This window comes from Streptomyces sp. MK37H, from assembly GCF_018035285.1.
Lineage (GTDB): Bacteria > Actinomycetota > Actinomycetes > Streptomycetales > Streptomycetaceae > Streptomyces > Streptomyces endocoffeicus.
In genome coordinates, this window is sequence record NZ_JAAAYH010000066.1 from 17,386 (window position 1) to 29,435 (window position 12,050).

At 70.7% G+C, this 12,050-nt stretch carries 9 protein-coding genes; 5 read left to right on the forward strand and 4 right to left on the reverse strand.

Annotation, left to right across the window (positions count from 1 at the left end):
* The first annotated feature begins 32 nt into the window (after positions 1 to 32).
* Positions 33 to 578, forward strand: a complete 546-nt coding sequence (locus GWI24_RS12695; RefSeq protein WP_210946053.1) for an isochorismatase family protein — start codon at positions 33 to 35, stop codon at positions 576 to 578.
* Between the two features lie 69 nt (positions 579 to 647).
* Here GWI24_RS12695 and GWI24_RS12700 read toward each other — a convergent pair whose 3' ends face one another.
* Complete coding sequence (locus GWI24_RS12700) at positions 648 to 1,025, reverse strand: helix-turn-helix domain-containing protein (RefSeq protein WP_210946054.1); 378 nt, start codon at positions 1,023 to 1,025, stop codon at positions 648 to 650.
* Positions 1,026 to 1,123: 98 nt separating this feature from the next.
* Between GWI24_RS12700 and GWI24_RS12705 the strand changes: the two genes are divergently transcribed.
* Together GWI24_RS12705 and GWI24_RS12710 are read left to right on the forward strand one after the other, a co-directional pair.
* Entirely contained in the window at positions 1,124 to 1,969 is an 846-nt protein-coding gene (locus GWI24_RS12705; protein ID WP_210946055.1) for an NAD(P)H-binding protein, read from the forward strand.
* A 23-nt stretch (positions 1,970 to 1,992) separates the two neighbouring features.
* Positions 1,993 to 2,763, forward strand: coding sequence for a PIG-L deacetylase family protein (locus tag GWI24_RS12710; RefSeq protein ID WP_210946056.1), 771 nt, complete (start codon positions 1,993 to 1,995; stop codon positions 2,761 to 2,763).
* Here GWI24_RS12710 and GWI24_RS12715 read toward each other — a convergent pair.
* On the reverse strand, positions 2,760 to 3,647 hold the full coding sequence (locus GWI24_RS12715) for a hypothetical protein (RefSeq protein WP_210946057.1): 888 nt from the start codon (positions 3,645 to 3,647) through the stop codon (positions 2,760 to 2,762). The two genes, GWI24_RS12710 and GWI24_RS12715, sit on opposite strands and share 4 nt — an antisense overlap.
* Positions 3,648 to 3,748: 101 nt before the next feature.
* A complete protein-coding gene (locus GWI24_RS12720; RefSeq protein ID WP_210946058.1) occupies positions 3,749 to 7,030 on the reverse strand; it encodes a GH92 family glycosyl hydrolase in 3,282 nt (1,093 codons plus the stop codon).
* Positions 7,031 to 7,261: 231 nt separating this feature from the next.
* Here GWI24_RS12720 and GWI24_RS12725 point away from each other — a divergent pair, with 231 nt between their 5' ends.
* Positions 7,262 to 8,143 (forward strand): GNAT family N-acetyltransferase, encoded by an 882-nt coding sequence (locus GWI24_RS12725; protein WP_210946059.1) that lies wholly within the window; start codon positions 7,262 to 7,264, stop codon positions 8,141 to 8,143.
* 85 nt (positions 8,144 to 8,228) lie between these two features.
* Here the strand turns inward: GWI24_RS12725 and acnA are convergent, their stop codons facing one another.
* Positions 8,229 to 10,970: an aconitate hydratase AcnA gene (gene acnA / locus GWI24_RS12730; protein ID WP_308343627.1), complete on the reverse strand. Its 2,742-nt coding sequence runs from the start codon at positions 10,968 to 10,970 to the stop codon at positions 8,229 to 8,231.
* 396 nt (positions 10,971 to 11,366) lie between these two features.
* On the opposite strand from acnA, the gene GWI24_RS12735 reads away from it, so the two are divergent.
* Positions 11,367 to 12,050, forward strand: a 684-nt coding sequence (locus GWI24_RS12735) for a LysR family transcriptional regulator (protein WP_210946061.1), incomplete at its 3' end; no start/stop codon positions are given.

The following is a 12,050-nucleotide window of genomic DNA, read 5'->3' on the forward strand; positions in this document are numbered from 1 at the left end:
GGCGAGCGCGGGCAGCCCGTTACGGTGAGTCCATGCCACATGCCCCCGCGCTCCTCGTCATCGACATGCAGAACGCCCTGGCGGCGATCTCGCACCGGGCCACCGAGACCGTCGCCGTGATCGCGGGGCTGCGCGAACGCGCCAAGGCCGCGGGCGTACCGGTCGTGACGATTCAGCACCAGGGCGCCGAGTTGGAGGCTGGTACGGAGGGCTGGCAGATCGTGCCCGAACTCAGGCCCTCCGCCGACGAGGCCGTCGTCCACAAGACCAGTGCCGACAGCTTCCTCCACACGGATCTCGACAAGACCCTCAAGGCGCTGGGAGTCACCGAGGTGGTCGTCACCGGGTTCGCGACCGAGATCTGCGTGGACACCACGGCCCGGCAGGCGCTGAGCCACCAGTACGACGTGGTGCTGGTCGCCGACGGGCACACCACATCCGAGCGGCCCGACACCGGCGACTTCGCCTCGCCGGAGCGGTCGATCGCCCACCACAACGAGATTTTCCGGCACATCGACTTTCCGGGGCGCCGCATCCGCGTAGTGCCCGCGGCCGAAGTGGATTTCGCCGCCGCTTAGCGCTGTCCTCGGCGTGCGGCCCGCCGGACGGCAACGGCGCGGGCCCCGCGGCGAGAACGTCACGATCGTTCACCGAGGGGCGGTAGGGGCCGTCTCCGCACCGTCGTAGTCCAGCCGGGCCCGCTGGACCCTGGCCAGGTTCTCGGCCGACCAGGTCGCGAGCGTGGCGAAGAGCGGGCCGAGGCTCCGGCCGAGGTCGCTGATCTCGTACTCCACCCGAGGCGGGACCTCGGGGTGGTAGGTGCGCCGCACCAGCCCATCGCGCTCCAGTTGGCGGAGCCGCTGGGTCAGCACCTTCGGGGTGATGGTGCCGATGTGGCGTTGCAGCTCCACGAAGCGCTGACGGCCGTGCTCATGCAGCGTCCAGAGGATGGGTGTGGTCCAGCGGCTGAAGACGATGTCGACCACCGGGGCGATCGGACATGCCTGTTCTGGTTCCTCGGACATAGTCACTTTCCTGTAGGTACCTACTATCCCCAGGATGCTAGCTTCACCGTGCCGCGAGGCCAGGACAAGGTCCGTCACTGTGAGATGGGGAGCTGCACATGATCGTGGTAACCGGAGCGACCGGGAATGTGGGTCGGCCGCTGGTGGAGACCCTCGCCGCATCCGGCGAGCGGGTGACGGCGGTTTCGCGACGGCCCACCGGCACGGAGTTGCCGGAGGGGGTACGTCACCATCGGGCCGATCTGGCCATCCCAGGGAGTCTGCGGCCCGCGCTGGAGGGGGCCGACGCGCTGTTCCTGCTCTTCGCGGGCGAGTTGCTGGCCGGAACCGCACGGACCGGCGCGCTTCTGGACGTCGCGCGGTCGGCCGGCGTACGGCGTGTGGTCCTGCTCTCCTCCCAAGCCGCCGGGACCCGCCCGGATGCGGTGTCCCACGCCCCCATGCGGGCGTTCGAGGACGCCGTGCGGCGGTCGGGTCTCGACTGGACGGTCCTGCGGCCCGGGGGCTTCGCCTCGAACGCCTTCGCCTGGGCCGAATCCGTCCGTAACGAGCGCGTGATCGCGGCGCCCTTCGCCGACGTCGGACTGCCGGTCGTGGACCCCGCGGACATCGCGGAGGTCGCGGCCGCCACGCTGCGGGAGCCGGGCCACGCGGGACGCACGTACGACCTCACCGGCCCCGCTCCGATCTCCCCACGCGGACAGGCGGACGCGATCGCCGACGCGCTGGGCGAGCCGGTGCGGTTCACCGAGCTGAGCCGGGAGCGGGCACGAGCGGAGATGCTGCGGTTCATGCCGGAGCCCGTCGCGGACGGCACCCTCGACATCCTGGGCAATCCGACGGCCGACGAACAGCGGGTGAGCCCCGATATCGAGCGCGTCCTGGGCCGTCCGCCGCGCGCCTTCGCCGATTGGGCAATGCGTAACATCGCGGCCTTCCGCTGATCCCGGAATGCCAGGATGGGCGGATGGCTACCGTCCTGGCGTTCCACGCCCACCCCGACGACGAAGCCCTGCTGACCGGCGGCACGCTCGCCCGGCTGGCCGACGAGGGGCACCGCGTGGTGCTCGTGGTCGCCACGGACGGCCTGATGGACGCCGCACCGCCGAACGGCGAACCGCCACGGATGCGGGAACTGCGGGCCGCCGCAGCCGTACTGGGCGTCGACCGCGTCGTCCACCTCGGCTACGCGGACAGCGGCCACGGCCCGCTCTTCTACCCCGACCCGCCGGACCGTACCCGCTTCGCGCGGGCGGACACGGAGGAGGCGGCGGAACGGCTGGCGGCGATCCTGCGCGGGGAGGACGCGGCGATGCTCCTCACCTACGACGCCAACGGCGGCTACGGCCACCGCGACCACATCAAGGTCCACGAGGTCGGCCACCGCGCCGCCGAACTGGCCAAGACGCCAAGAGTCCTTGAGGCGACGATCCCCCGCGACGCCGTCGAGCGCCTGGTCCGGCTCATACGGCTCCTGCGCATCCCCCTGCGCCACGACCCCGCCGAGCTGAGCACCCGCTTCAGCCCCCGCTCGGCCATCACCCACCGCTACGACGTCCGCCGCTACGCCCACCAGAAGCAGTCAGCCCTGGCCGCCCACCACTCCCAGATGAACGGGACCGGCCGCATGAGCGCCGTCATGCGGAGGATGCTCCGGCTGCCCGCCCCCATCTTCGGCCTGCTGCTGGGCCGGGAATGGTACATCGACGTCTCCCGCTCCCGGCCCTCGCGACGCTAACCGTCGACGAACAGCTCCTCCGCCCGGGAGGCGGTCACGGCCCGGTCCAGCCAGGCGTCGAGGAGGTCCAGATCCTTACATGCCTCGATGCGCTCACGCGTCCCGGGAGTGATCTCAAGCCCCCGAAGGCTGAGCACGCGCAGAACATCTTTCGCACCTTTAACAGCCTGGCCCTCAGCCCGAACCTCGGCGAAAGCGCGCTGGGCGTGTTCGGAGCGGAAGAAGTTCAGCAGCGCAGACATCAGGTCTCTCCAGATTCCTCGTGCCGGGGTGTCTCCAAGACCGGCTTCAACGAGTTCGGCGTAGATGGTCGCCTGGTTGGGGTCGAGAGTGTTGAGCGTGGTCGCCAACGCCTTCAGTATGGCATCCACGTTTTCGCTCTTACTATGCGTAATCGCCGAGAACATGGCCATCGGAACATCCCGGACCACGTCCTTCGCGTCAGTGACGACGGGAGTGTTGCCGGGACCCAGAACAAGTGGACGAACTGTCAGGGACGGGTAGTCGGGGATGCCGAGCGTGATCGGGCGGGCAGCCCAGCGGGCCGTGGACTCGTCCGAGCAGAGTACGATCAGTACCGGTTGGTGGCCGAACTTCGCGTGCATGTACGAGAGGTAGTAGGCCCAGGCCGCCGGCTTCTTCGGGTCTCTTCTGCTCTGCGACTCGATGGCGAATAAATACGTGCCGTCGCCCTTGGTCTCGACCTGGAGCAGGGTGTCCACGCGTCTCTCGACGGGTGCGATCTCGGTGAGGTCGGGACTGACGACGAACGTCTTGCTCGTGTCCGGGAACGGGACGCCGAGTAGCTGTCTGAGCGCTCGGACGATGGCCCCGGTGTCCTCCTGGAAAATCCGGTGGAGGGCTTCGTGTGAGGAACTGACCATGCGAAGGACATTAAGGAAGCTGGGGCAAATGCCTTGGGCAAGTGCCCCAGCTTCACTCGATCGCATGGCGCGACCCTTGACGTTGACGGCAGAAATTCTGCTCAGCCGCGGGCCACCGCGAAGACGTGGAGATCCGCGTTGTCGGGCAGGGTGACGCTCTTGACCGTCTTGCCCTCAGGGGCCCGGAACGCCTTCGTCGCGAAGATGTAGGCGTCCACCACGTCCTTGTCGCCACCGCTGATGTTGCGGTAGCCGGTCTTGGCGACGGTCACGTTCCCGTACTGGACCGTTCCGCCGCCGCCTCCCACCGTCCAGTCGGTGAAGGCCAGCTCCGTGGTGTCCGAGCTCCCGTCGGTGTAGGTGACCTTGGCGGTGGCCTTCTGGTTGCCGTTGACGGCGCTGCCGATGAAGGACAGAGACGTGGAGGCCGGGAGAGTGATCGTCTGGCCGGTGGCGGAGGCGTTGTCGGGGCGGCCGGACGGAGAGGCGGGCCAGGCGTAGTCCAGGCCCTGGGTGGTCCCCTTGGCGCCCGGCTCGAGGCCGGCGGCGGCGAGGGCCTGGCGGGAGTAGCTCCAGCCGCCGCCGTCGTAGTCGCCCTCGTCGTGCTCACCGGCGTCCTCGGTCGCGCCGACGTTGTTGTACGCGGCGAGCAGCGAACCGGGGGCGGCCACGGTCAGTGTGATCGGCTGGACGACCTCGGTGCCCTCGCTGGTCACCGTCACCTTCGCGTCGTAGAACCCCTCGGCCGTGTCCTTCCCCGCGCGCAGCGAGATCTCCGCCGTGCCGTCCGGGCCCACCGTCCCGGAGGTGGGTGCGGCGGTGATCCCGTCGGGGGCGTCGGTGGTGAAGCGCACCTCGGGGCGGTCGCCCTCGCTGACCGGGACGGCGGCCACCTTCACGGTCAGGCTGTCGCCCGGGGCGAGCGTGCCCGTGGTGGGCCCGACCCCGATCTGGTACGGCTGCTCGCCCTCGCGGAAGGAGGGCGGGGCGTCGGACGGGGCCGAGCCCCAGGCGCGGTCGGGGGCGTCGGACAGGGTGTAGTCCAGCGTTCCGCCGTGCCGTACGAAGGACTCCGACAGCCAGGGGCGGTCGCTCGCCCGTCCGTTCACCTTCAGCGCCTGGACGTACGGCGCGCCGGGCGCGGCCTGCGGGGCGCGGATGGAGATGTCCCGGCCGCCGCGGTCGATCTCGATCCGCGGGAAGAGGGGCGAGGCCAGGACCAGTTCGGCGCGGGAGGGCACCTGCGGATACATGCCGAGGGCCGAGAAGACGTACCACGAGGACATCTCGCCGAGGTCGTCGTTGCCGGGGATGCCATCGGACTTCGTGGTCCACAGCTGGCGCATCGCGGCGCGCACGGTCTGCTGTGTCTTGTACGGCTGTCCGGCGTAGGCGTAGAGATAGGGGACGTTGATCGACGGCTCGTTGTCCAGCTCGGACTTCTCGCCGCCCTTGCCGGTGAGCGCCCAGCCCCCGTCGGCGTCGTGGAAGAAGGCGTCCAGACGCTTCACCGCGGCGTCCTTACCGCCCATGGCGGCGAAGAGACCCGCTGGGTTGTGCGGGACCATCCAGGTGTACTGGGCGCTGGTGCCCTCGACGAAGCCGTTGCCGGTGGCCGGGGTGAAGCCGGTGACCCAGCTGCCGTCGGCCTTACGGTTGGCGGCATAGCCGCCGGTCTCCGGGTCGGCGGCGGCGTTGAAGTTGTTCTGCCACCACTGGGCACGGCGCGCGAAGGTCTCGGCGGTGTCCTTACGGCCCGCGGCCCGCGCCAGCTGGGAGAGGGCGAAGTCCGCGCCGGACATCTCGAGGGTCTCGGCCGCGCCGCCCCAGGCGTTGGAGACGGACGGCATGTAGTGCAGCTTCAGGTACTTGTCGAGGGAGGGCCGCTGGCCGACCGACATGATGGGCTTGCCCGCCGGGCTGAGGTCCTTCTCGGTCGGCTCGGTGGCCGCCTTGACGAGCGAGTCGAGGGCGGCGTCGAGGTCGTAGTCATCGCCGCCGAAGGCCCGGATTCCGGCGAGGGCGGCGGCGGACGGGTCGCCGTTCATCACATGCGTCCCCGAGGCGCCCTGGAGCCAGCGGTCCCAGACGCCGCCGTTCTGCTGGGCGAGGTTCAGCAACGACTGGGCGATGTCGGAGCCCTTGTCCGGCTCCAGCAGGGTGAGCAGCTGGAGTTGGGAGCGGTAGACGTCCCAGCCGGAGAAGGTGCCGTACTGGGCCCGGTGGCCCCGGCTCACCCGGTGCACCTCACCGTCGCTGCCCCGGTAGCGGCCGTCGGTGTCGCTGATGACGTTGGGATGCAGCAGCGAGTGGTAGAGCGCGGTGTAGAAGGTGGTGCGGTCCGCGTCCGCGCCGCCGCCGACCCGGATGGCCGACAACTGCCGCCGCCAGGCGTCGTACGCGGCGCTCCGCACCTGGTTGAAACCGCGCCGCGGCGGGTTCTCGGCGGCGAGGTTGGCCCGGGCGCCCTGGTCGCTGACGTAGCTGATGCCGACCTTGACGCCCACCCGGCGGGTGCCCGGGGCGAATTGGAGATAGCCGCCGGAGCCCTTCCCGGCCACCGGGCGGCCGTCGCCGCCATACCCGCCGGAGCCGCCCTCGGCACTGGTGGTGCCGGGCCGCAGGGTGCCGTCCCGCCAGGTGCCCTGGGCGGTGAACGGGGTGTCGAACGTGGCGGTGAAGTGCAGCGTGTAGTAGCTGCGGCGCCCCTCGGGGTCGAGATAGCCGCAGAAGTTGCCGCTGGTGACCGAGCCGGAGACGGTGCGGTGCGCCGGGTCGATGGTGAGATCGGCGTCCGAGCTGCCGACCTCCGAGGAGGAGGTGCGGATCAGCAGGGAGGCGGTCTTGTCCGCGGGGTAGGTGAAGCGGGCCGAGCCGGTGCGGGCGGTGGCGGTCAGCTCCGCACCCGCGCCGGAGGCGAGGGAGACCTTGTAGCGGCCGGGTTCGGCGGTCTCGTCGGAGTGGCTGAAGTCGGACGCGTAGAGCTGGTCCTTGGTGTCGGCGGCGGGTGAGGAGGTGACCTCGCCGACGTGGGGGAAGAAGGGGATGTCGCCCGCGCCGCCCGCACAGCCGGTGCCGGACATATGGGTCAGGCTGAAGCCGCGGACGCGGGTGGCGTCGTAGTGGTAGCCGCCGGGCGCGGCGGTCCGGGTGGCGTCGCCGCGGGTGTTCTCCGGGCTCCACGACAGCATGCCGAAGGGCGCGACGGCACCGGGGAAGGTGTTGCCGCCGGCCGAGCTGCCGATGAGCGGATCGACGTACGCCGCCGGGTCCTTGACCAGCGTCGGCGGCGGGGCGGCCGACGCGGGCGCGGTGGCCGCGGTGGCGAGGAGCCCCGCGGTCAGGGCCGCGGCCGCCAGGGCGGCCAGGGGTCTTGAGGGCATTGCGGTCCCACCTTGTTCGGAAGGGCCGCGATCGCCGGGTCGAGCAAGCCGTGGGGACCGTACCGCACGGGGGCCGTCGGCCGTAAGGGGGCGGAGACGGTCTTGACAGGGACACCCGGTTGGCGGCGTACTGATCGTTACAGTCAGCCTGACAACGTTGTCGCGTTCGCCGGTCGAGCAAGCCGCTTCCGCGTACCGGCAATCGCTCATCGGACGCGCCATCATGGGCGCATGATCCTCCGCCAGCTACGTGACACCGACGAGGACGCCGAGGCGGCATGGGAGGTGGTGGCCGCCGCCTTCGGGGACTCCACCGCCCTCGCAGGCAAGGACGGATGGCCGCCGGGGTACGTGGCCGAGGTCCATGAGCGGAACCGCCATCTCGCCCGCACCGACCCGGGCGGCTGCTGGCTCGCCCTGGACGAGTCCGGGATGCCGCTCGGCGTGACGCTGTCGGCCCGGCGCGAGGGCACCTGGGGGCTGTCGATGTTCGCGGTGCTGCCGCGGGCCCAGCGGCAGGGCGTCGGCCGGGAGTTGCTGGCCGCGGCGCTGCTGTACGGACGGGGGTGTCTGCGCGGCATCATCTGCGGATCGGAGGATTCGCGCGCGGCGAGCACCTACCGGCGCGCGGGGTTCGCGCTGCATCCGGCGATGCGGTTGCGCGGCACGGTCGGACCGGAGACCAAGGAGCGGCTGTCCCCTCCCGACGGCGCGGTGCACGAGGGCGTGGCCCGCCACCGGGATCTGCTGGACTCGGTGGACCGCCGCACCCGGGGCGGCGCGCACGGCGCCGACCACGAACTGCTGCTCACCCAGCGGCGGTTGCTGGTGGTGGACGACCTCGCGGGCAGCGGCTACTGCTACGTAGGCGAGGACGGCAAGGTCGAGATGCTGGCCGCGACCTCGCGACGGCTGGCGAAACGGCTGCTGACCGCCGCGCTGCTGTGCCTTCCGGAGGGCTCCGACGCGCGGGTCGCGGGGCTGACGGCCGAGCAGCAGTGGGCGGTGGACGTGGGGATCGAGGCCGGGCTCGAGCTGTCCACGAGCGGCTATGTGTGTCTGCGGGGGATGCCGCCGCCGATGCCGTACATCCCTTCGGGGACGTTTCTCTGACCGCGGGGCATCTGGTACGCGGACGGGCCGCACCCCCGCCCGGGGGTGCGGCCCGTCGCCGCTGCCGTGAGCCGCTGAGCCGCGCTTACTTGCGGATCAGCGAGCGCAGCACGTACTGCATGATGCCGCCGTTGCGGTAGTAGTCCGCCTCGCCGGGGGTGTCGATGCGCACCTTGGCGTCGAACTCCACACTCTGCCCCTCAGCGGCTCCGCCGCGGGCCGCCTTGACCTTCACGGTCTCCGGGATGCCGCCCTCGTTGAGCGCGGTGACGCCGGTGATCTGATAAGTCTCCTCGCCGGTCAGGCCCAGCGAGTCCGCCGAGGCGCCCTCGGGGAACTGGAGCGGCAGGACGCCCATGCCGATGAGGTTCGAGCGGTGGATGCGCTCGTACGACTCGGCGATGACGGCCTTGACGCCGAGCAGCGCGGTGCCCTTGGCGGCCCAGTCGCGGGACGAGCCGGAGCCGTACTCCTTGCCCGCCAGGATGACCAGCGGGGTGCCGGCGGCCTGGTAGTTCTGCGAGGCGTCGTAGATGAAGGAGACCGGCCCGCCGTCCTGGGTGAAGTCGCGGGTGAAACCGCCCTCGGTGCCCGGCGCGATCTGGTTGCGCAGCCGGATGTTGGCGAAGGTGCCGCGGATCATGACTTCGTGGTTGCCCCGGCGGGAGCCGTAGGAGTTGAAGTCGCGCCGCTCGACACCGTGCTCGGTGAGGTACTTACCGGCCGGAGTGTCGGCCTTGATCGCACCGGCCGGGGAGATGTGGTCGGTGGTGACCGAGTCGCCCAGCTTGGCCAGCACGCGGGCGCCGGCGATGTCCTCGACCGGGGCCGGGTCCATCGTCAGGCCCTCGAAGTACGGGGGCTTGCGGACGTAGGTGGACTCCGGGTCCCACTCGAAGGTGTTGCCGGTGGGCACCGGGAGCGACTGCCACTGGGCGTCACCGGCGAAGACGTCGGCGTAGCTGGTGTTGAACATCTCCTGGCCGATCGCGGAGGCCACGACCTCCTCGACCTCCTTCTCGGAGGGCCAGATGTCCGTCAGGTGGACCGGGTTGCCGTCCTGGTCGATGCCGAGGGCGTCCTTGGTGATGTCCACCTTCATGGAGCCCGCGATGGCGTAGGCGACGACCAGCGGCGGGGACGCCAGGTAGTTCATCTTGACGTCGGGGTTGATCCGGCCCTCGAAGTTGCGGTTGCCGGAGAGGACCGAGGTGACGGCCAGGTCGGCCTCGTTGACGGCCTTGGAGACCTCCTCCGGCAGCGGGCCGGAGTTGCCGATGCAGGTGGTGCAGCCGTAGCCGACGAGGTTGAAGCCCAGCTTGTCGAGGTACGGGGTGAGCCCGGCGCGGTCGTAGTAGTCCATGACGACCTTGGACCCGGGGGCCAGGGTGGTCTTGACCCACGGCTTGCGGGTGAGGCCCTTCTCGACGGCCTTCTTGGCCACCAGGGCGGCGGCGACCATCACATACGGGTTGGAGGTGTTGGTGCAGGAGGTGATCGCGGCGACGGTGACGGCGCCGTGGTCGATCTCGTACTGCGAGCCGTCGGGGGCGATCACCGGGGTCGGCTTGGTGGGCACGCCGTTGGAGACGGCCGGGGCGTCGGAGGCCGGGAAGGACTCGACACCCGCCTCGTCCAGGTCGGCCACGGGGGCGTAGGCGCGGACGTCCTGGGCGAACTTCTCGGCGGCCTCGGCCAGGATGATGCGGTCCTGCGGGCGCTTCGGGCCGGCGATCGACGGGACGACCGTCGCCAGGTCCAGCTCCAGCTTCTCGGAGAAGTCCGGCTCGGCGGCCGGGTCCAGCCAGAGGCCCTGCTCCTTGGCGTAACGCTCGACCAGCGCGAGCTGCTGCTCGCTGCGGCCGGTGAGCTTCAGGTAGTTGATGGTCTCGACGTCGATCGGGAAGATCGCGGCGGTGGAACCGAACTCCGGCGACATGTTGCCGATGGTGGCGCGGTTGGCCAGCGGGATGGAGGACACGCCCTCGCCGTAGAACTCGACGAACTTGCCGACGACGCCGTGCTTGCGCAGCATCTCGGTGATCGTCAGCACGAGGTCGGTGGCGGTGGTGCCGGTCGGCAGCGAGCCGGTGAGCTTGAAGCCGACGACGCGCGGGATCAGCATGGAGACCGGCTGGCCGAGCATCGCGGCCTCGGCCTCGATGCCGCCGACGCCCCAGCCGAGCACACCGAGGCCGTTGACCATGGTGGTGTGGGAGTCGGTGCCGACCAGGGTGTCCGGGTACGCCTGGCCGTTCCGGACCATGACGGTGCGGGCCAGGTGCTCGATGTTGACCTGGTGGACGATGCCGGTGCCGGGCGGGACGACCTTGAACTCGTCGAAGGCGGTCTGGCCCCAGCGCAGGAACTGGTAGCGCTCCTTGTTGCGGCCGTACTCCAGCTCCACGTTCTGGGTGAAGGCGTCCGGGGTGCCGAAGCGGTCGGCGATCACGGAGTGGTCGATGACCAGCTCGGCCGGGGCCAGCGGGTTGATCTTCGCCGGGTCACCGCCGAGCTCCTTGACGGCCTCACGCATGGTGGCGAGGTCGACCACGCAGGGCACACCCGTGAAGTCCTGCATGATCACGCGGGCCGGCGTGAACTGGATCTCCTGGCTGGGCTGGGCCTGCGAGTCCCAGCCGCCCAGCGCGCGGATGTGGTCGGCGGTGATGTTCGCGCCGTCCTCGGTGCGGAGCAGGTTCTCCAGCAGCACCTTGAGGCTGTAAGGGAGCCGGGCCGATCCCTCGACCTTGTCCAGCCTGAAGATCTCGTACGATTCGTCGCCCACCTGCAGGGTGCTGCGGGCGTCGAAGCTGTTCGCCGACACGACAGTCTCCTTCATGCATGATTTCGCGCGTACCACCGCAATGCTGCCGTCACATGCCCGCGCCGATCCGCTAAGGTATGGCTAACTTAGGTAAGCCTTACCGGCGCGGGGCGGCGATGCGCCTTCCAGCAGATATCTCGATGTCGAGATAACTCTAGTACATCGCCCCCGCGCGGTCATGCCCTGCCCGGGTGCGAGCGCGGTCCGGGGTGCCGCCGGGCGCGTACGGGGTGCCGCCGGGCGCGGTCCGGGTCGGTGCGCCGGCGTTCAGCCGTGCTCACTCATGTGCACCGGTGTTCCCCCGTTGTGCTCACCCGTGTGCACCCGTGTTCCCCCGTCTTCACCGGTAAGGGTGACCGCCGACTGAGCCGCCCCCGCCAGCGCGATACTGCTGCCATGGACCCGCATCTGCTCCGCACGTTCATCTCCGTGGCCCGCTGCGGATCCTTCTCCGACGCCGCCCATGAGCTGGGCTTCACCCCCGCCGCGGTCTCCGAGCACATCGCGTCCCTCGAAGCGGATCTGCGGACATCGCTGCTGACCCGGCGGCCGGTCATGCTCACCAGCGCGGGCGCCCGGCTGCTGGAACACGCCGGTCCGCTGCTGCTCCGTCTGGACGCGGCGCGGGCCGACGTCGAGCGGCTGTCGGGGTCCGGCGCCGCCCGGCTGGTCGTGGGGGCCTCGCCGCTGGCGATGACCCCGAGAATCGCCACGGCCCTGGACCGGGTGCGGCAGGCGCATCCGGCCACCAAACCCTCCCTGCGGATCCTCGGCCGCCGGGAGATCCCGGCCGCGGTGGCGTCCGGGACCCTGGACCTGGGGCTGATCGACGGTCCGGCCACCCCCACGGACGCCCTGCCGCTGCCCGAGGTGGGCCCGCTCACCGCGGTCACGGTCGCGGAGGCCCAACTGGTGATCGCCCTGCCCACCGGCCACCCGCTGGCCCGCCGCCTGGGCCTGCGGCTGGCCGACCTCGCCGACACCCACTGGCTGGACGCCCCGGACGCCGCCATACCGCTGGAGCAGCTGCGCGCGGTCAGCCGGACCGACGGCTTCCGCGCCTCGCTGACGTACGAGGGC